Annotated in this window: 11 protein-coding genes, 1 tRNA gene and 1 other RNA gene; 8 read left to right on the top strand and 5 right to left on the bottom strand. The window is 43.7% G+C overall.

Features of this window, described 5'->3' with window-relative positions:
- Positions 1-480 precede the first annotated feature (480 nt).
- From CHA6605_RS20935 to CHA6605_RS20905, 7 genes are all read left to right on the top strand, one after another.
- On the top strand, positions 481-2,412 hold the full coding sequence (locus CHA6605_RS20935; protein ID WP_015161385.1) for an iron-containing redox enzyme family protein: 1,932 nt from the start codon (positions 481-483) through the stop codon (positions 2,410-2,412).
- A 37-nt stretch (positions 2,413-2,449) separates the two neighbouring features.
- Positions 2,450-3,607 (top strand): aminotransferase class V-fold PLP-dependent enzyme, encoded by a 1,158-nt coding sequence (locus CHA6605_RS20930; protein WP_015161384.1) that lies wholly within the window; start codon positions 2,450-2,452, stop codon positions 3,605-3,607.
- 47 nt (positions 3,608-3,654) lie between these two features.
- Entirely contained in the window at positions 3,655-4,773 is a 1,119-nt protein-coding gene (locus CHA6605_RS20925; RefSeq protein ID WP_015161383.1) for a class I SAM-dependent methyltransferase, read from the top strand.
- A 175-nt stretch (positions 4,774-4,948) separates the two neighbouring features.
- A complete protein-coding gene (locus CHA6605_RS20920; RefSeq protein WP_015161382.1) occupies positions 4,949-10,747 on the top strand; it encodes an ATP-binding response regulator in 5,799 nt (1,932 codons plus the stop codon).
- Between the two features lie 63 nt (positions 10,748-10,810).
- Positions 10,811-11,122: a response regulator gene (locus CHA6605_RS20915; RefSeq protein ID WP_015161381.1), complete on the top strand. Its 312-nt coding sequence runs from the start codon at positions 10,811-10,813 to the stop codon at positions 11,120-11,122.
- An 88-nt stretch (positions 11,123-11,210) separates the two neighbouring features.
- On the top strand, positions 11,211-12,584 hold the full coding sequence (locus tag CHA6605_RS20910; protein WP_015158054.1) for an IS4 family transposase: 1,374 nt from the start codon (positions 11,211-11,213) through the stop codon (positions 12,582-12,584).
- A gap of 10 nt (positions 12,585-12,594) precedes the next feature.
- Positions 12,595-12,963, top strand: coding sequence for a hypothetical protein (locus tag CHA6605_RS20905; protein ID WP_041548356.1), 369 nt, complete (start codon positions 12,595-12,597; stop codon positions 12,961-12,963).
- Between the two features lie 202 nt (positions 12,964-13,165).
- Here the strand turns inward: CHA6605_RS20905 and CHA6605_RS20900 are convergent, their stop codons facing one another.
- From CHA6605_RS20900 to ffs, 5 genes are all read right to left on the bottom strand, one after another.
- Complete coding sequence (locus CHA6605_RS20900) at positions 13,166-13,753, bottom strand: ParA family protein (protein WP_015161380.1); 588 nt, start codon at positions 13,751-13,753, stop codon at positions 13,166-13,168.
- A 123-nt stretch (positions 13,754-13,876) separates the two neighbouring features.
- Positions 13,877-13,963 (bottom strand) — tRNA-Ser (locus CHA6605_RS20895).
- A gap of 82 nt (positions 13,964-14,045) precedes the next feature.
- A complete protein-coding gene (locus CHA6605_RS20890) occupies positions 14,046-15,371 on the bottom strand; it encodes an ISNCY family transposase (protein ID WP_015158142.1) in 1,326 nt (441 codons plus the stop codon).
- A 203-nt stretch (positions 15,372-15,574) separates the two neighbouring features.
- Complete coding sequence (locus CHA6605_RS20885) at positions 15,575-15,967, bottom strand: phasin family protein (protein WP_015161379.1); 393 nt, start codon at positions 15,965-15,967, stop codon at positions 15,575-15,577.
- Positions 15,968-16,141: 174 nt separating this feature from the next.
- Positions 16,142-16,238: signal recognition particle sRNA small type (ffs, locus tag CHA6605_RS32195), an RNA gene on the bottom strand.
- Between the two features lie 386 nt (positions 16,239-16,624).
- Between ffs and CHA6605_RS31890 the strand changes: the two genes are divergently transcribed.
- Positions 16,625-21,166 carry an amino acid adenylation domain-containing protein gene (locus CHA6605_RS31890; protein ID WP_015161377.1) on the top strand — a complete coding sequence of 1,514 codons (4,542 nt, stop codon included), beginning with the start codon at positions 16,625-16,627 and terminating at the stop codon, positions 21,164-21,166.
- The last annotated feature ends 106 nt before the right edge of the window (positions 21,167-21,272 follow it).

The raw sequence follows: 21,272 nt of genomic DNA, 5'->3' as shown, positions 1-21,272 counted from the left end.
TCCCCCGATCTGGGGATTTTTTGTGTCAATCTATACTTATTTTTTCTATAAAGCAATTTTTGTAGTAAGTTTAAATTATTGTATTTGTTATGATGTGCTTCATAAAATTACTTTAGATAATATATCTGCAATGTAGCGATTGCTACAACTTTTCTTCAGTTATTTCTTCGGTAATAGAAAAGCAAGTATAAAATAATTATCTTTTAGAAATTAATACATACGTATGGGTGTGTATCGATCGATCTCATTCAAAGATTTTTAGATCTCTAATTTAGCCTGTATATCTAAGAAAACCGAGCTTGTGACAAAGCTTGCAATTGTTTTCAGAGCTGAGATTTCTAGCTTTTTTAAATCGTTAAATTGATATATCAATGTGATAAAAATAACATGGTTGCTAATTTTTAAGATCGTATGATAGGATATCAAAAATATTTCCACAGTCGAGAAATAAATATTTAACATTTAAATATTGGGTGTGCTATGACTAATTTTGAGAATACATCTAACCGATCGAAGCCAACTAATCTATCTGAAAATATTGATTCACAGATAGAACTTCCATTAAAAGAGAGATCTTCGATCGAGCATAATCCTCAAATTGGCTTCGATCCAGAACGACTGATCCCTACACCGACATACGTTGAAGTCGGCATCGAAAAATTGACAATTTTGGCAGATACATTGGGTCTGAATGACAAAATTGTCGAGATCGTGGAAATTTTTCGGGCACTGGCGGCATCTTGGAGCCAAAGAAAAGTTGGCGAAACTACTGGCTGGACGTCTGATGTCTCGGATGATGGCTCTCCCTTTGAGTTTTCGATCGCTTTAGATCCCGATAAAGCAGAATTACGAGTATTAGTAGAAGCACAAGGCAGCGCAGCCACGGTCGAGTCCAACTGGCAAGCCGGACTCGAACTCAACCAATATTTAGCAGAACATTACAACATCAGCCTCGATCGCTTCGATCGAATTGCCGATCTATTCGCACCGACAAATTCCGCAGCAAAATTCTCGATGTGGCACTCGGCGTGCTTTTACCCCGACAAACCATCAGCCTTTAAACTCTATCTCAACCCCCAATCTCAGCAGCCGAGTCGTGCCGCAGCAGTCGTCGAAGAATCTTTAGTTCGACTCGGTTTCACTCACGCTTGGCCGACCCTCGCCGAAACAGCAGCACAACGCGGCCCCGATAAAGACGAATTTGTCTACTTCTCCTTGGATCTGGCGGCACACGTTGGCGTAGCCTCTCCGGTGGAGAATCGTGCGCGAGTCAAAGTATACCTCCGCCATCAGGATGCCACCCCAGCCGAACTAGAATCAGCACTGAGTGCAGCTCGTAACTATGTTCCTGGCGACGCAATCGAGTTTTGCCAAGCCATGGCACCAGGTCAAACCTCTTTTTCAGCAAAGTCAGCTATCACCGCTTTTTCCTGGGTTGAAGGCGATAATGAAACTCCATCAGTTGGAACGCTACACTTACCAATTTCTAACTACGCTACTGACGATCGAGCCGTATGCGATTCGATCGATTTATATTTCATCGAGCATGGTCTTCCCGTCTCTAAATACCAGTCAGCGATCCAATCATTTGCAACACGCCAATTAGATGCTGGCGTGGGAATGCACTCCTATACTTCTTTGCGTCGAGAGCAACAACAAAGAAGAGTTACTCTTTACTTAAATCCAGAATTAAATAGAGTCCGACCGCCTCGGCAAATAGCCACGCAACAAACTAAATCTGTCTCTTCTTTAGAGGAGATGGTATGGCACTATGAAGAACGTACAGTAGCTCATCATCCTTTCTTGCAACGATTGCAACGAGAGACAGTTAATCCAGCACATATTTGGCTGTTATTTATGAATGTGAGAGAGGGCGTTGTTACTCACTTTACGCGCCTTCTTGCTAGCGTTGTCGGTAGAATTGAAGATGAACGGATTCGTTGTATTCTCACAAAGCAATTAAATGAGGAATTAGGTAATGGAAATATCGATCGCGTTCATAGAAAACTTTTCGATCGATTGATTGATGGAATCGAACCTTGGCAAATGGAGAATTTTAGCGAGGAAATGCTAACTCCTGGCAAAGAATATAGCCAAAGCTTATCAGATATTTACTTTGAATCTGATGCCTATGTAGGAGTGGGCGCAGCCATATTGATGGAGATTCACGGCAAGCAATTCGATCTATGCTTAGGCCAAGAGTTTCGGAAGACAAATATCGAACTTTCTAAGATTGGATGGTTGACACTCCATGAAGAAGTTGAGATCGATCATGCTGATGAAGCATTGCTACTTTCCCGCTTTATTGCCGACTCAAAAGAGGGAATGGTAGCAGCAAAACAAGGAGCTGAAAAGACGAGAGCAGTCTCATGGAATTTTCTTAATCAACTATACCGACTCTGCTTTAGTTAATCGCGATTGTAAACAGTATTTGATAATAGCAATCATAATGCCAGTCTCAGATTTTACGACTCTCCGCAAAAAATTCCCCCTACTTGAGCAGCGTAATTATCTAGCAACTCATACTCTAGGGCCACTGCCGCAGGAAGCATTTTTAGATATAGAAGCATATATACAGAGTCTCTATCTAGGCAAAAGAGCTTTTGCACTTTTGCAGGAACGATACGAAGAAATGTTTCATCTGATTGAAACACTAATAAATGCACCAACTGGCTCAGTGGCTATCACTGCTAGTACAACTGCGGCTCAAGCTGCGATCGCTGCTGCGATACAGCCCAATGCCAAACGTAATCGCATTATTATTACTGATTTAGACTTTCCATCTGGTCGTTATTTATGGAAATCCCAAGTTCAGCGGGGTTTTGAGATAATTGAGATCAAGGCGTCGGAGAGAATGCAAATTGAAACAAGTGATGTTATGGATCGAATTGACGATCGAGTTGCTGTAGTTGCCTTATCTCTTGTTTCCTATATTAATAGTGCCTGTCTCGATATTAAACCCATTATTGAGGCTGCTCACGCGGCTGGAGCAATCGTGATTCTGGATGCATATCAAGCTGTTGGTGTGCTACCAATTGATGTCATATCTTTGGGTGCAGATGTGGTGCTGGGGGGAATGAATAAGTGGCTCTGTGGTGGTATAGGTTTAGCATTTGCATACATCAACTCATCTCTATCCGAACAACTCGATCCAGTATATCCAGGCTGGTTTTCTCATCTTCAGCCTACTGCATTTGCAGCAACTTTCGTACCTGCTGTTGGCGCACGCCGCTTTCAACAAGGAACACCATCCTTTGAGCCAATTTATACCTCTCGTGCGGGACTGCTCTTTGCGATCGAGGTTGGGGTAAAACAAATTCATCAACGTAATATTGAATTGACAACTTACTTGATGGAGTGTGCTGATGCAAATGGTATTACAATTAATACGCCGCGCTCTGCGCACCATCGTGGTGGAACAGTTTGCCTGGAAGTAAATCGGGCTGAAATTGTAGTCCAGAAATTAGCCGCTTTAGGCATTGATGTTGATAGCCGTTCTAGTCAAAGAATCCGCGTCTCACCCCATTGTTGTAATACAGAGCAAGAATGCCAGCAACTAATTGAGAGTGTTGTAGAACTTACCCAGCGAGACAAAATTCTACTCTAACTAAAAAACTTTCACTTTTATATTATAACAATGCACTCATAAATAAGATGGGCAACGAAATACAGTCTACAGATTCTCAAAATTTTGGCTTCAACTTTCTGGGGAATACTATAGCCAGTGGAGAGACTTTAGAATATATCGGCGGTAGTTACGCGCTCTCATCTATTTTGCTAAGTGCAGTAGAACTTAATCTATTCGATTGTCTAGTCGATGCACCTAAAACCTGCGAACAAATTGCTACTGAAATCCAAGTTTCTGTAGATGGATTAGAACGCTTGGCGATCGCCTTAACTGCGATGGAATTATTAAAGCGTGACAGCATGGGCAATTATCATAACACCCCAGCCGCTAGCACATGGCTAACCACAAGCAGTCCCCAGAGCATGACAAGTTCTTTGCTTTTTCACAAGCGTTGCTATGACTTGTTTGGTAATTTAACTGAAGCAATCAAAAGTGGTAAGCAACAGATAAAGCAAGTTTCTTCAAGTAAGAATCTAGATCGGGTCAATGACTACTATAGACAATTAGAACAACATCCTGAAGAATACTTTATCTTCCTTGAAGCAATGAACCGTTCTAGCATCGGTATTGGAGCTGCAATGCCTAAAAGTATAGATTTTAGTAACATTCAGCAGATTATCGATTTAGGTGCGGGTGGAGGGCAGGTATCTCTAGAATTAGCGGAAATATTGCCTCATCTTTCGATCGCAATGGTGGATCTGCCAATTGCCTGCCAATTTATCCAGCAACGCATTTCTACCAAGGGTTTACAACAGCAGGTCAAGTGTATTCCAGGCAATCTCTTCGACGATCTCAGTGCGCAAATCGAAAGCGCGGATGCCGTAATTCTCTCTGGGGTACTGGCTGATTGGGGTGTAAATGCAAGAATGCAAATTCTACATCAAGCGCACAATTTATTAAAACCTGGCGGGTTATTAATAGTTAGCGAAACCCTTTTCAACGAACAAAAAACAGGGCCACTTCAGCCTGCAATCTTATCTCTATGTATGTTACTTGCAATGCAAGGCAACAATTTTACACCTTCTCAAATCGAGTCCATAATTGATAAAGCAGGATTTGGAGAAATTAGATTTTGTTTGAAAAATGAAACTGGGGTGCGAGATCTCATCATCGCTCAAAAACCATTATCTGATTTAAAAATATAACTATCGATTGATCTAGATTACAGCTAGTCCGCAAATCATTTCATAGAATGTAACTATAGATGACCGAACGAGCTAATTTTTAATGGCTGCAAGCTCCACTTACCATTAGTTTGGAGCTGTAGAACTAAATTTTAGCTCCTAGCCATCTTCATATAGTTGCAGATTGGGGACTAGAATGATGAAGACGAGCGTGCATGTACCAGGTTATCAGATTGCCGAAGAAATTTATGTAGGCAATCGTACCCTGCTGTACCGAGGGGTTAGAGAATCCGATTTACATCCAGTTACCATCAAACTCTTACGGAGTAAGTTTCCCAGCTTCGAGCGACTGATGCAGTTTCGGCATCAGTACGATATCGGCAAAGATTTAAATCTGCCCAATGTCATCAAAACACTGGCACTAGAACCCTACCAAAACGCCTATGCTCTGATCCTTGAGGATTGCGGTAGTATCTCACTCAAATCTTACTTAGATAAATCGGGAGCTTTTGGCAACGAACCGCAAAAATTGATTGCCTTTCTCCAAATTGCCATTCAAATTGCTGACGCACTAGAAGGATTATATCGTCAGCGGGTCATTCACAAAGATATCAAACCTGGCAATATCCTGATCCACCCAGAGACTCAGCACGTCAAACTGATCGACTTTGGTCTTTCGTCGCTGTTGCCAAAAGAAACTCAACAGATCGAACATGCCAATATGTTAGCTGGGACGCTAGCCTATATGTCCCCCGAACAAACCGGACGCATGAATCGCGGGATCGACTATCGCAGCGATTTTTATACATTGGGTGTCACCTGCTACGAGCTATTGACAGGGCAATTACCATTTATTTCCAACGATCCGATGGAATTGGTGCATAGCCATATTGCTAAACCAGCAGTGCCAGTACACCAGATTGCGCCGCAGATTCCCTTACCGATCTCGCAGTTTGTCAGCAAGTTGATGTCCAAGAATGCTGAAGATCGCTATCAAAATGCGTTGGGACTCAGATACGATCTAGAGATTTGTTTGGCTCGATTGCAGGCTACGGGTAAGATCGAATTATTTGAATTGGGAGAGCGCGATCCGAGCGATCGCTTTACCATTCCCGAAAAATTATACGGTCGCGAACCAGAAGTTGCCGTACTTCTGAATGCTTTTGAACGAGTTAGCAAGGGTATTACCGAAATGCTCTTAGTTGCTGGCTCGTCTGGTGTCGGCAAAACTGTGGTGATTCAAGAAGTTCACAGACCGATCGTGCGTCAGCGCGGCTACTTTATTAAGGGTAAATACGACCAATTTGGGCGCAATATCCCATTTTCTGCTTTCGGGCAAGCCTTTGGCGGTTTGATGCGAAACTTGCTGTGCGAATCCGATGCCCAACTGCTCGTCTGGAAAACCGAGATCCTGAATATTGTAGGCGAGTATGGGCAGGTATTGATCGATGTCATTCCCGAATTAGAACGCATTATCGGCAAGCAACTTCCCGTGCCGGAATTAACTGGAAGTTCCGCACAGCAACGATTTAATCTGCTAATGCAAAAATTCGTGCGGTTGTTTGCCACCGCCGCACATCCACTGGTATTATTCCTAGACGATTTGCAATGGGCAGATTTAGCATCGCTCAATTTACTGCAATTGTTGATGCAAGATACTGGCTATCTACTAGTATTGGGAGCTTATCGAGACAATGAAGTCTCACCCGTTCATCCAGCGATTTTAGCGATCGACGAGATCGCAAAAACTGGCATCAACGTCGATACGATTAGATTAGAATCTCTGACTACAGAAGGTTTAAGTCAATTAGTTGCGGGTGCCTTAAATTGTAGCCTACTCCACGCCCAACCCTTAGCTAAATTGGTAGCTCTAAAAACTCAAGGTAATCCCTTTTTTGCTACGCAATTTCTCAAATCATTACATGAAGATGGATTGATTACATTCGATCGAGTCAGTCATAATAGCGATGTTGGCGGCTGGAGTTGCGATGTTGCCAAAGTTAAAGCCTTGGCTTTAACTGATGATGTGGTCGAGTTTATGGCGTTACAATTACAAAAATTACCGACAGCAACTCAATCGGCAATATCTTTAGCCGCATGTATTGGATCGCAATTCGATTTGGATACCTTAGCGATCGTTTTGGAGCGTTCGCCAGCAGAGACAGCAGCAATTTTATGGGAAGGGTTACAAAATAACTTATTAATTCCGACAACAGAAGTCTACAAGTTTTTCACCAGATCTGATGTCCAGTCGGTGTCAACGACAGCAGCCAATCCATTTTATCGATTCTTACACGATCGCGTTCAACAAGCAGCTTATTCGCTCATTCCTGACGATTGCAAACAAGCAACTCATCTCAAAATCGGTCAATTACTCTATCAAAAGTCTTCCGAGATTGCTAGAGCAGAAAAACTCTTCGATATAGTCGGACATTTAAATCTAGCCCAAACACTAATTACGCAGCCACATCAAAGAGTATCTTTAGCCAAACTCAATCTAACTGCGGGCAAAAAAGCCAGAGCTGCTACGGCTTATGCAGCGGCAAATACTTATTTACGATCGGGTATCGCACTCCTAGCGATCGACTGTTGGGAAACTCAGTATCAATTAACATTAGATCTACATGTTGCGGCTGCCGAAGCTGCTTATTTAGAAGGCAATTTGGATGGGATGGAAGATATCTCAGTCATCGTTTTGCGATCTGCACAGATGATTTCAGATAAAGTTAAAATCTACAAAATCCAGATTGCTGCACTTACTGCCAATGGCAAAATGCAAGACGCGATCTCTGTAGGTAGATCTGCATTAGCTCAATTGGGAATCGAATTCCCGATCTCACCTGATGAAGCCGGGACTGTTCAAGCACTACAGAAACTTAGTCACCAACTCGAAGGCATCCAAATTGAAGATTTATTATATTTGCCAGTGATGAAGGATTTACAACCTTCACAAACCATAGAACTGTTAGCAGATATAGGAGCACCTATTTTTGTTGGGATGCCACCGCTACTGCCGATTCTTAGCTCTATGATGGTGAATTTATCGCTCCAATTTGGCAATACATTGGCATCATCAATAGGATATGTGAATCATGGCTTAGTTCTAAGTGCTTTTTTTGGAGACGTGAAAGCAGGCTATCGTTTTGGCAAATTAGCACTTAATTTGGCAGATCGCATGAATGCACAAGAATTTAAAGGCAGAATAGCATTTCTATTTGCAGCATGGATTCAGCATCGCCAAGAAATTATAGGAAAAACTATCCCAAACCTAAAATATGCTTATACAGATATCAAGGCATCTGGTGATTCGCTCGTTACTGGATATACTATCAGTTGTTACTTTGATGCTCATCTGATCTCTGGAGTAGAGCTGATTACTTGGGAGGGGGAAATCTCACCTTATAGTAAAGATTTAGAACAAATCAAACAATATTCTGCACAAGCTTATCTAGAGATGAAGCGGCAGATAGCACAAAACTTGTTGGCAAAGGGAAACGATCGAGTAGATTGTCTTGTCGGTAGTGCTTATGATGAAACGGTAATGATTCCCAAACATCTTGAAGATGGCGATCTTACTGCTCTCGCCTATGCCTATATTTACAAGTTGATGCTGGCGTATTTGTTTGGTAATTACTCGGCGGCACTAGAGAATATTACCAAAGGCAAATTGTATTTACAAGCAGTCTCTGGAATGATTCAGATTCCGGTGTTCCATTTTTATGCAGCACTGACTCATTTAGCATTATATCCCGAACGGTCGGAACTAGAGCGGATTGAAACTCTTGCCCAAGTCGAAATCCATCAAGGGACGATCGATCTGTGGGCGCAAAATGCACCGATGAATTATCTGCATAAGTGGGATTTAATTGAAGCCGAAAAACAACGGGTATTAGGTAATAAAGCTGGGGCGATCGAACATTACGATCGAGCTATTGAGGGAGCAAAGGAATATCAATTCGTTCATGAAGAAGCACTGGCAAATGAATTGGCAGGTAAGTTTTATTTGGGTTGGGGTAAAGATAAATTAGCTCAATCCTATATGATGGAAGCTTATTATTGTTATGGGCGATGGGGAGCCAAAGCTAAAGTTGTGCAATTAAAGACGCTCTATCCTCAGCTCCTCGCCTCAATTACGAACCAAGAATCTGTTGAAGTTGTCGAGCCTGAAGTAACTGATGTTACTAATTCGGTGATGTGTGACTCGACATTTTTAGATTTGGAAAGTTTGCTCAAAGCTTCGCGGAATATTTCGCAACAGGTAAAACTCGAACTACTCATTACCAATCTGTTAGAGATCGTTATTGCTACTGCTGGTGCCGATAAATGTGTATTATTTCTCAAAACAGAAGATAGTTTGCAGCTAGTCGCCAAAGTCGAACTAGAGCATAAAACGCAACTATTATCGCCGATACCATTTGAGGAAAGTACCGATATTGCTGTTAGTTTGGTAAATCAGGTAGGCCGTAGTTTAGAGCCAATTTTGTTGACAGATGCTCACCAGTTGATGCAGTACAGTGGAGATGAATACCTTCAGCAGTATCGACCCAAAAGTGTATTGTGTACTCCAATCCTCGATCGAGGAAATCTGGTGGGCATTTTATATTTAGAAAATCAGGTTACCGTCGATCTGTTCGCGCGTCCTCGATTGGAAACACTCGAAATCCTGATTGCGCAAGCGGCGATCTCGATCGAGAATGCCAAGCTTTATAGTCGATTGGAAGCCTCTGTTGTCGAACTCGAACACAAGGTCGAACAACGTACCAGCCAGTTAAAATTGGCTAAAGAAGCTGCCGAAGAAGCCAATCGATCGAAGACAATGTTCTTCAACAATATGAGTCACGAACTTCGCACGCCACTCAATGCCATTTTGGGGATGTCCGAAGGCTTGATCGAACAAGTCTATGGCACGCTCAACCCCAAACAATTACGGTGCATCCAGGTAATCGAGAATAGTGGCAATCATCTTCTGGCATTAATCGACGATATTCTCGATCTGGCCAAAATGGAGGCTGGAAAATTAGAGATATATCGCGAACCCACGGATATCGATCGACTTTGTGAGGATAGTTTATCTTTTATCAAGCCTCAAGCTGACAAAAAACAAATTCAACTAGCCGTAAATCTACCCCCACATCTACCAAAAGTGGAGATCGACGAACGTCGGATTCGCCAAGTTTTGATTAATTTGCTGGGTAATGCCGTCAAATTCACGCCTGAAAGTGGTCGAATCGGTATAGGTGTGGACTATTTTAATGCAACTGAAGCTGTTCCAGCTCTGCTACAACTTACCGTCACCGATACTGGGATTGGCATTGCACCCGAACATTTAAATAAATTGTTTCAGCCGTTCGCGCAGATCGACAGTGAGTTCAACCGCAAAGCACAGGGTACTGGTTTGGGTCTAAATTTGGTGCGCCAGATCGTCAAGTTGCATGGGGGAAAAGTGAGTGTCACTAGCGAAGTAAATGTCGGTAGTCGGTTTACGATCGATCTACCTTGTGGAAATCTCGGCTCGCTCGTCTCCTTCGATCGAGATCCCACTGCGGAAGCGAGAGTACCATTTCTGAGCCAGGTAGCTTTGGATAGACAGCTTGCCCTCACCGCAAATTCGCGTCCGCCAAAAAGAGGCACACAAATCTTAATTGTCGATGACGACAGATCTACTGTAGAGACAGTCTCTGATTATTTGGAAACCAAAGGTTACAACATTATTGTGGCGAAAAATGGTCGAGAGGCGATCGAGCAAGCGAAGTTACACCATCCTGAAGCAATTTTGATGGATATTCAAATGCCAGTTTTGGATGGCTTAGCAGCGATAGCACAACTGCGTAACGATCCTGAATTTGCCAAACTACCCATTCTTGCACTAACTGCTGCCAATCTGGACGGCGATCGAGAACGCTGTCTGGCGGCGGGAGCGAGTCAGTATATCTCTAAACCGATCGCGCTCCAGATGCTCGCTTCTACAATCCAAGAAGTAGTAGCATGTACATAAATTGGTAATGATGCATTAACAATTTATCCGCACAACACTCTTCGCTACTACTGCTACTATTCTATGACCGAGCGACCATCTATTCTGACGATCGATGATGAGCCTAACAATTTTGATGTGATTCAAACCTTGCTTGGTACTCAAAACTACACTTTCCATTATGCTTCTAGCGGTCAACGCGCACTCGATAGGCTCGATCGGGTTCAACCAGATCTCATTTTACTAGATGTAATGATGCCCGGTCTCAATGGCATCGAAGTCTGCCATCAAGTCAGAAATTTGCCAAATTGGCAGGCAATTCCGATTGTGTTAATGACAGCTATATCCGATAAAGCGGAACTAGCAAAATGCCTGTCTACTGGAGCACATTCGTGACAAGTTAAGAAAATCAGAGATTTGTCAAAAGGGTAATAAAAAGATGCCAAACTGTTTCTAGTCAAGAGTTTGAGGGAATAGAGGCCTGATGACCAGCCGCCGAAGAAGTAACCGCGACCACGCCAAAAAGAACCACCAACCAGGTGTGGAAGATGAGATCATCGCCGCTCAAGTAGAGGCTTTATTGACACCAGCAATTTTCAATCAAAGTCATTACTACCGACAATTAGGGCTGAGAAATCGGCTGTTAAATTTACCCTTGATGATGGCAGCAGTGCTGACGCTACTGTGGCGGAATGTGCCAGGAGTCAGAGAACTAAGCCGAATGTTAGGGCGAGAAGGATTTTTGTGGTGTGAGCCAACACAAGTAAGTCAACAGGCGATTGCACAAAGATTTCTGACCTTTCCATCTGAGTTATTTGAGAGAGTGTTTAAGGAATTACTGCCAGAATTTAGAGTGAAGTGGCACCAGAGAAAACAGCGATTGTTGCCACAAAGCATTGAATTTGCTCAAGCAAAATTTGAGCGGATTTGGGCATGTGATGGCTCCACATTGGAAGCGATATTCAAGAAATTAGATAGCTTATCTGATGTGCCAATCGGACAACTAGCGGGAAAAATGGGAGTAGTCATAGATTTGGTGACGAGATTGCCGATTGAAATCTGGTTTAGAGAAAATCCCAAAGCTTCAGATGTTAATTTTGAGAAAGATATCCTGAATTTAGTAACATCGGGCACTTTATTGCTCTTGGATCGAGGCTTCTATCATTTCCAATTTTGGCAAGAATTAATTAACAGAGATATTCATTTTATTACTCGATTAAAAAAAGGTGCATCGCTACAGATAGAGCGAGTATTTAGCAATAGTTATAGTATCCGTGACCGAATAGTGCGGATGGGGTCTGGCACCAAAAAGACTCCATATATAACTGTAAGATTAGTCGAAATTAAAGTGGGTAAAGTCTGGTATTCTTATCTAACTAGTGTACTCGACCCATTGAATCTTCCTCCCTATGTAGTCGCCGATTTGTACGGAAGACGGTGGCGAATTGAAGAGGCTTTTAATACTGTTAAACGATTGCTCGGGTTGAGTTATTTATGGACTGGTTCAGTTAATGGAATTAAATTACAGATGTGGGGGACTTGGCTGTTTTATGCAGTTCTAGTCGATTTAGGTGATGCTGTAGCTGATGAATTATCTCTCCCATTCGACCGCATTTCTTTAGAGATGATTTATCGAGGTCTTTATCACTTTCATGTAGCTCATCATAAAGGTTTAGCTGCCAATCCAGTCACCTATTTTGCTGCCCCAGAGAATCAAGATTTAGGTATTGTTAAAACTGTTCGTAAACCTAATGTTAAGTTAATTATTGCACCTTTTCCTGATTCTATGAGTCGAACAGACAATTTTTTCTTCGACTCATCGCCTCAAGCCCGCTTGACAAGTGCGATCGCTTCTTAACTTGTCACTAATGACTGGAGCAGATGATTTCCTGATTAAACCGATCGGTCGACTCGAACTGTCGGCTAGAGTTGCCTCACTTTTACGACTCAAACTAGAGCGCGATCGTCTTCAGTTAGCCGCACAAGCAGAGAGCGACCGATTCTCAGCCGTCAGCCGCAATTTCGGTGCGTATATCGAAGATGTCATTGGTGCAACTCAGCTCTTAGTAAGTACAGAACTTACTGCGGAACAATCTCTCCATGCCAGCACTATTTTGGAGTGCAGTCAAAAAGTGTTAGCTTTAGCTAAAGATCTTGCGGATACTGATTCCGATCTCTCTCCGGCGTTGCTGGATTCTGTTGTAGAGAGGCTTCGCCAAGAAAGTATGAAAAGCTAGGGAGGATAGCGGGGCGCGGGATTAAATCAGTCTATCGATTATCGGCAACACCGATCGAGGATCCGATCTGTCTCTAAAAGTAGAGTAAGCGCAAATTATCAGTTGCACTTACTCTATTTTTCAAAGATTGTCTCCAAAATGGATCGTACCTAGAGTCTGTAGCACTATCTGTCGATCGACGAGCTTGGGTCGATCGATTATTCTATGCCAAGATCTCTTTGCCTACGGCTTGATACTTAGACCAGCCAAATTGAGCGCGGGGGTCGCCATAATCTTTAATTACTACTCCCCGACTAGACGATCTCTCGAAGGCGACTAGGAGGGGAATATCAGTTTTAAAGAGAGGCAATTTCGCTTCTTCGAGGATGGCTCTGGCTTCGCGTCCGGTTTTGGTGCGTGAATCTACTTGGGTAAGTAAGATCTTGTATTTTGCACCCCACTCTTCTAGAAGTTCGGTGGTTTTGATTGTGGTGTCGATATCGAGATGGTTGGGAGTCGTGGGGACGATCAGGAGATCGCTACTAGCAACCAAATCTTTGAGTTCGTCCTGTTCGGGACGGGCTTGGGTATCGGTAATAATGTGAGTATACTTGCTAATAATGGCCGTAGCACCAGCTTGAGAGGCGACGGTAAATGGTAGTTTATCTTCGCGCGACCAGACTAGTGCCGAACGGTTGCGATCGGCATCAATGAGCAATGTTGGTGCATTTTCCTGAAGGTAAGCAGCCAAGTGAATGGATGTGGTTGTCTTGCCGACACCACCCTTGAGCGCAGTAATGGTAATAATCATCGGCTAGCTAGGTAGATACTCCAGATTTCTAGCATTACTTTAAAAGGTTATGCGTACATACAACAAACCCCTTAATATAAATTAGGGGTTTGGGTGAAAATATTCACAATTAGATGAAAAATACGGAGAGGAGAGGATTCGAACCTCCGTTAGGTGTAACCCTAAAACTGATTTCGAGTCAGCCACCATCAACCACTCGGACACCTCTCCAGGCAATCTGTACAATTATACCCGATTTTGCGATCGGTGTATAGGCAGACAAATATTCACCAGCAATTCCAAATTCAAAAATCTAGGAAGAGTTGGCGACCAGAGTGGAAGCCGAGCCGTAAAGCATGAAATCAATCAAAGAAGGCCAACTCTCAAAGAGTAAATATTTGGTAAGACTGAGGATATCTTGAAAAAAGCCTTTACGAGTAACACGCTTGAGACGAATCTGTCCATATGCAAGATCTGTTAAATGCAAAACAGTGTGAAAAAGGAATGCCAACAGGTTCAGCGTCAATAAACAAGCAGCTAAATGCTGCTGACCATGCCCAAAGTTATGCTCCAGATGATATCCCTTTGTTTTGAGCACATTATGATTTTCATTTTCGGTCTTCCAACGACATCGACCAGCCGCAGCAACCAGAGGTACGCTCTGTTCGTTTAATTCATGGCGGGTAATAAATGAATTTTCATATAATATTTCTCCATCTGATTGGCGGGTATGGATTAGTTTACACCAATTGACCTTCATTGCTGGCTGGGAGTCCCTTAGAGGAATTCCATTCACATATTGATAGCTATATAATTCGCTTGAATTGCTGTTCCACTGTTTCACTTCTAGCTTTTTCACCTCGCCAATACCATCCAAGTATTTCAACCAATCATAAACAGCAGTATGAGACGTTTCTAAACAGGTAAAGATAAAGTTCATTCCCGACGCTATCACCTGTTCACACATTGGTTGGTGACTGTAGAGGTCATCTCCGAGTAGAGTGATTGCTTGTCCTTGGAATTCTGGGGCATGAGTTTTGAGCCATCGTTTAGCTGCTGCCACTTCGCAGTCCTGCTTCTGGTGACCATCTTGAGGTGTGATGAATTCCGGAGCTAAGGAAATTACTTGAGATTGCCCAGGCGCAACTATTACAGGCAAAATGGCACTGTGGAAGTAAGTTACTGTGCCATTTTTGTGGGTACGGCTCGAACAGCATTTACAGTTGAGTTTGTGCGAGTCAAAATACTGAGTTCCATCCAGCGCAACTAGTAATCCACCGAGATATTCAAACGGTTTCAAGTGACCTTCTCGTCTTAAAGACTGATAGACGTGATTGAATACTCCAAATAGTGCTGTGGCTGAAATTTCATCCAGGATATTCCGAATTTGCGGCACTGTTGGGATTTTAATCATGCCAAACAGTGTCTGAGCATTGCTTTTGCCCTGATTGCTATTCATGTGCCGCTGATGTTCTAAAAAGGATTCGCTTTGCATGAAAAACATCGAAAATGCTCCCAACACAGCATCTCTGATGGTGTATTTAGTGCCATTGCTGGCAAGGCGCGGATCTTTCATCTGAAGAATTGCTCGGTTCAGATAGACTATCAATACCCCAAAACTCAGCTTCATTGGCTCCATTCTGCTTCTCTTTTTGAAGTCTCTCTATTCTCCTGCTCACCCTACCAAGTTGTCAAAATCTGAATTTGGAATTGCTGAATATTCACCAGCGATCGTAGGAGGGTATTCATCAGGGGCACCTCTCTACAGATTAATCGTGTAGGGATGCCCTTTATAGGTACCCTGGATCTACAATAGGCACTATTATAGTCAGAGATATAAATTTAGGAGTTTTTCATCCGTTTGAGTTCTTCTTGCAATTCTTCTACCTGCTTGCGCATCTGACTGATGTTGTCAGGTGATTCTGTGGCAGAAGCTGGAGGTTCGTTATCGGCGACAATCTCGATTCGGCGCGGCTCGTTCGTTTTTTTAGCGCGTTCGGTAGTGGTGTCTTGAACTTGGTTTAAATTCTGTTGTTGGGCAGATTTAATCATCTCATCGACCAACTTGCGGGCTTCTTCGGTGGTAATTTCACCCTTGGCAACCATTTCATCGGTGAGTTTCTGGGCTTGGACACCGATCGAGGATAGCTTCTCGCCAGCTTGTTCTCCAGCGGTAGTGGCTAATCCAACTCCAAGGTAAAATGCTTTTTGAACGATATCGCCTAGTCCAGCCATAGTTAAATTTTGAGTTATTAGTGAGAACTTTTCGAGCTATCTATAATTATAAGATAACCGCTCGAATCGTTGGCGTAGCCTCTCTGAAGGAGAATCGACAGCTAGGGGTTAGATGGTACGGTTTGCCGATATTGTAGTGTCGGATGGCAATTCCCGTTGTAGGCAAAATACTTTTGTGACCCGGATACCACGCCTGTTATAAGCATCCCGTGTTGCTGCTACCTTCCAGTCCTGACAAGGTTTGGGCGTTACGACCGCGTGGAGCCAGATCTCCTATATAATATCACAGAATTGGAATATTTTAAAAGTATTTTTAGTTAGCTCGTCGCCTTAGTCGAAAAATGCAGCGCGATTGCCAAGGGGAAAAGAACGCGATCGAGATCGACCTCTGCGCTTGGGTAAAGAATATTAAATATATATTGGAGCTAGATGTCAGTAGATTGAGTCGATCTATAGCTCTACAAATCGGTAATTTATCTACCATGCAATCGTCGATCGCAACTTTACATTTATTCGTAATATTTGATACACTGTATGAGCGATCGATTAGTCTAAAATTAAAAAATTAAATACATTAATACATAATCCAAAAAATATACGATTAGCTTATTTGTTATGCCAGCGACTCTGGAAAAGACTAAAGGATAAACCGAACTAATGGAACATTTGCCAGATTTAGAGCAGTTTGGAAAAGGAGTGCAAATGTCCGGTTTCGAGACAGACGATCGGCAGATCGGATCGCCGTTTACTTGTTACTTAATAGGCCGCGATTCGTTTTTAATTCCTTGCGGCGAAGTCTTACTAGCACGTAATTGTCAGATTTTAGGGATTATTTCTACAGGAGAATCGATCGCCAGTTGGGCAAACAACTATAATATTCCTTGGATCGAGCCTACCGATAATATCTACAAATTTTTAAGTCAGGAGCCATTTGATTATCTATTTAGTATATCAAATTCACTAATTTTAACTCAGGAAATTATCGATCTTCCTAAGCGCGGCGCGATTAATTGTCACGATGCCTTATTACCTAAATACGGTGGACTTAATGCTCCAGCCTGGGCAATTTTCTATCGCGAATCAATTCATGGCGTTACGTGGCATCGAGTCACGACGCAGATCGACGGTGGCGATCTGCTCAAACAAGGTAGTTTTCAACTCGATGATGATGAAACTACCTTGAGTTTGAGTGTCAGGTGCTATGAAGAAATCCTGAGACTGTTCGAGATATTGGTAGAGGAATTAGTTACAGATCGAGTCACGATCGCCAGACAAAATTTAGCACTACGCAGTTATTTCGGACGCAAGCACAAACCAACACCTGGTTGTATTTTACCTTGGTCTTGGAGTGCCGAGCGGATCGATGCGATGGTAAGGTCGCTCACTTTTGGGGATTATGAAAACTCTATCGGATTGCCTAAATTAGCGATCGGTAACCAAATAATTATTGTCACTGAAGTTGCCGTTCTCGATGTACGATCTCAATCGCTACCAGGATCGATCGTCGAGATCGGTTGTAGTCGCCTGACGGTCGCTACAGTTAGTAACGATCTGCTATTGTTGGCTGTCAAAAGTGCTAATGGCGAGACATTATCTATAACTGATTTTATCGATCGGTTTGAGCTTAAAGTTGGAAATCGGTTAGTAGATATCGAGCCAGATGTCGCTTGCAAAATTTCTGAATTGGAAACGGCACTAGTCAAACATGAGCCATTTTGGGTCGCACGGTTGGCCGCGATCGATCCCATTTCGATCCCATTTGCTAAAGCTGGTAATCGGTTAATAAATGCCAATGTCGAATGTCAAGAGTTGTCGTTATCAACTGGCTTAGATGAAGCACATTTTAATAACTTTACACTGATAATCATTATCGCTTTTCTGTCGCGATTATTGCGACAAAATAGTTTCGATATTGGCATGAGCTTCGATTGGCTTGCAGAAAAATTGGCTGGATTGCCGGACTTGTGGACAGATGTCGTACCCGTTCGATTCGATCTGGACTCTAGCCTGAGTTTTATGCAGAACTTTGAATCGATCGAGCGTCAGCTTGGCGAAATTAACCGCCGTCAAACTTATGCGCGAGACTTAGTATTAAGATATCCAGAACTTAAAGCATTATCTAAGGTTCCAGTGTCAGAGCGACTGCCTGTAGAAATTGTAATTGTCAAACGTCTTGAAGATTATTTGGGTAAGATTAACGGACTGACATTTGTTGTTACTAATGATGGAAATCGTGCTTGTTGTTATTATCAAACCGCAGCGATCGAGCCTGAAAGTGTAACGGCAATGCTAGCGCAGTTAAATATATTCAGCGAGCGGGTGGTTCGCAACCGACACCGAGCAATTTCTGAGCTGTCATTAGTTAGCGATCGTGACTTAGAGCGGATTTGGTTAGAGTGGAATGCGACAGATCGCCCATACCCCACCAATAAATGTATTCATCACCTATTTGAAGAACGAGCGAACTTAAATCCCGACGCAATTGCCGTCAGACTTGAAGACAAATATCTCACCTATGCTCAGTTAAACCAGCGCGCGAACAGACTAGCGCGGTACTTGCAAACTTTGGGCGTTAAACCCGATGCGATGGTGGGAATTAGCGTCGAAAGATCGATCGAAATGGTTGTTGGTATTTTAGGGATTTTAAAAGCTGGTGGAGCTTACGTGCCTCTAGATCCCACGTATCCCTCAGAGCGACTGGAATTGATGATAACAGATACCGAGATTGAGATCGTGCTAACTGCATCTCGATCGATCGACAGATTGCCACCAAGTCAGGCTAAACTTATCTTTCTCGATCGCGATCTAGCGGATGTAGATGCTTTATCTGGAGATAATTTAACCACCCCAGTCAACCCGCACCATTTAGCCTATGTCATCTATACTTCTGGATCGACAGGCATTCCCAAAGGCGTAGCAATCGAACATCGATCGCTCGTTAATTATGCGACAGCTATTGCTGGCGAATTTGCAGTTAGTACTGTAGATAAAATTCTCCAATTTGCATCGCTCAATTTTGATATCAGCGTCGAAGAAATCTTTACTTGCTTGGTGGCAGGAGCTACTCTAGTTCTGCGGACGGCAGACACCCTCAATATCGACACCTTTTTTCGTCATTGTCAGGAGTGGCAAATTACTATTGCTAGCTTGCCAACAGCCTATTGGCACGAACTCACCTTAGGCTTGGAACGGAATCCGTTAGCATTGCCTGCTGAGCTGAGGCTAGTATTAATTGGTGGCGAGCGCGTTGCGGCTGCCAGGTTTAATTCGTGGCAACAGCTAGTAGGTAATAAAGTCAGACTCATCAACACGTATGGCCCCACAGAAACCACAGTCAGCGCGTTGTGGAGCGATTTGAGCGACTTAGCCTCTGGTGCCGAAATCCCGATCGGAAAACCGCTACCCAACGTGCGGGCATATATCCTCGACCCCGATTGCCAGCCAGTACCGATTGGCGTGCTGGGGGAATTATATATCGCTGGCGTGGGGGTGGCTCGCGGCTATCACAATCGCCCCGAACTCAACACCACCAAATTTAGCACGCACTCCTTTGAGTCAAGAACCGAACGGCTGTATGCCACTGGCGATCTCGTCCGCTATCGCCCAGATGGGAATATTGATTTCTTGGGGCGGATCGATCGACAAGTCAAAATTCGGGGCTTTCGGATCGAATTAGGTGAAATTGAAGCCATCCTCGATCGCCATCCCGACATTGCCCAGACAGTAGTGACGGTGAGAGAAGATCTGCCTGGTAACAAACAATTAGTTGCCTATTGCGTCCCGATGCATGGCCAACCGCCAGCCATCGATTCCGCAAAGCGGACGCTGCTTGTCTTGACGCACACAACTCGGAGGGAACCTCCGAGTCGATGCGTCGCTGGTGAAACGCACGCTGTAGGCGAGCGAAGCGAGACGTGTCGCCAGACGGAGACCTCAGCGCGATTTCATCCGCTACGCGAACGAGTGCGAGATTTTATCGCCCGACAGGTGCCCGATTATCTAGTCCCAACGCAGTTTGTACTCTTACCCGAACTGCCACTCTCACCCAATGGCAAAGTCGATCTGCGTGCGCTGCCCGTACCGGAATCGACTAGAGCGGATGGCGCAGATAATCTTGCCCTCCCCCAAGATGAGATCGAGCGCGCACTTCTGACAATTTGGCAACAAGTAGGACTGCAAGCGACGAGCGTTCGCGATAACTTTTTTGAGTTGGGCGGACATTCTTTATTGGCGGTTTATCTATTTAATGAAATTGAGAAAAAGTGGGGCATTAAACTATCTTTGTCAACTCTATTTTCAGCAGGAACGATCGAGAAACTGGCCGTACTGTTGCGCCAAGATTTACCAGCGACTATCTACTCGTCGTTAGTACTAATTCGATCGGGGGCGACCGATCGCCAAGCGTCTCGGAAAGAGAACCGACCGCCCTTATTTTGTATTCATCCCATCGGCGGCAACGTTTTAGAATACTATCCCCTCGCCAATTGTTTGAGCGATCGCCATACCATCTACGGTCTGCAATCTCAAGGCTTAGACGGTCGCCAACCGCCCCTTGAGTGTCTTGAAGACATGGCGCGGGTCTATATCCAAGAAATGTCAGCAGTTCAGCCCGCAGGCGCGCCTTATTATCTTCTGGGCTACTCTCTGGGAGGGAAGCTCGCCTTTGAAATCGCCCAACAACTTTTGGCACGCGGCGATCGAGTCCAATTTTTAGGGTTAATCGATTGTAGTTCCCCAAATTTACAACTGCTGCGTCCGGCATGGCATCAAGCAATTTTAATTCATCTGCGTAATATTTGGAAACTCAGGCCGACAGAGCGATGGAAGTATATTCTCGATCGAATTAAATATCAATTTAATAATAAAGTTGAATATCGAGAATTATTAATTAAAGAAATGTCCAATTATGCACCGATCGCCCCCGAATTACTCAATATTATCGATCGGAATTTACAAGCAGAACTAAATTATCGCGCTCGACCTTATCCCGGCGATATCGCTTTGTTTCGCTGCCAAGTGCAGCTTCTGGAAAACTCTCTGTACCCCGATCTGGGCTGGGGAGAGCTAGTAGGGGGTAGGTTGCAAATTTACGATATCGATGGCTCTCATTATGGAGCGTTAAGAGATCCAGACACCAACGGCATTGCCGCCAAGATCGATCGGTGTCTGACAGACAAGATGTTTAACCCAAGTTGCTAGTTACTGGTGGAGCCAACGACTAGAAGTCGTGGCTGGGGTTGCAAAGTCCGACTACGCGGACTAGTTAATCAGTCCGCCGTCTTGGTGCGCGCCAAGACAGCGGACT

This window comes from Chamaesiphon minutus PCC 6605 (assembly GCF_000317145.1).
In the GTDB taxonomy this organism is placed as follows: Bacteria; Cyanobacteriota; Cyanobacteriia; order Cyanobacteriales; family Chamaesiphonaceae; genus Chamaesiphon; species Chamaesiphon minutus.
The sequence above is the reverse complement of the archived record's forward strand: the minus strand, read 5'-3'. Positions and strand labels throughout refer to the sequence as shown.

Excerpts from the sequence above, each read along its gene's own strand:
- CHA6605_RS20935 (WP_015161385.1), top strand. The coding sequence starts at position 481 with ATGACTAATTTTGAGAATACATCTAACCGATCGAAGCCAACTAATCTA.
- CHA6605_RS20930 (WP_015161384.1), top strand. The coding sequence starts at position 2,450 with ATGCCAGTCTCAGATTTTACGACTCTCCGCAAAAAATTCCCCCTACTT.
- CHA6605_RS20925 (WP_015161383.1), top strand. The coding sequence starts at position 3,655 with ATGGGCAACGAAATACAGTCTACAGATTCTCAAAATTTTGGCTTCAAC.
- CHA6605_RS20920 (WP_015161382.1), top strand. The coding sequence starts at position 4,949 with ATGATGAAGACGAGCGTGCATGTACCAGGTTATCAGATTGCCGAAGAA.
- CHA6605_RS20915 (WP_015161381.1), top strand. The coding sequence starts at position 10,811 with ATGACCGAGCGACCATCTATTCTGACGATCGATGATGAGCCTAACAAT.
- CHA6605_RS20910 (WP_015158054.1), top strand. The coding sequence starts at position 11,211 with ATGACCAGCCGCCGAAGAAGTAACCGCGACCACGCCAAAAAGAACCAC.
- CHA6605_RS20905 (WP_041548356.1), top strand. The coding sequence starts at position 12,595 with ATGACTGGAGCAGATGATTTCCTGATTAAACCGATCGGTCGACTCGAA.
- CHA6605_RS20900 (WP_015161380.1), bottom strand. The coding sequence starts at position 13,753 with ATGATTATTACCATTACTGCGCTCAAGGGTGGTGTCGGCAAGACAACC.
- CHA6605_RS20890 (WP_015158142.1), bottom strand. The coding sequence starts at position 15,371 with ATGGAGCCAATGAAGCTGAGTTTTGGGGTATTGATAGTCTATCTGAAC.
- CHA6605_RS20885 (WP_015161379.1), bottom strand. The coding sequence starts at position 15,967 with ATGGCTGGACTAGGCGATATCGTTCAAAAAGCATTTTACCTTGGAGTT.
- CHA6605_RS31890 (WP_015161377.1), top strand. The coding sequence starts at position 16,625 with ATGGAACATTTGCCAGATTTAGAGCAGTTTGGAAAAGGAGTGCAAATG.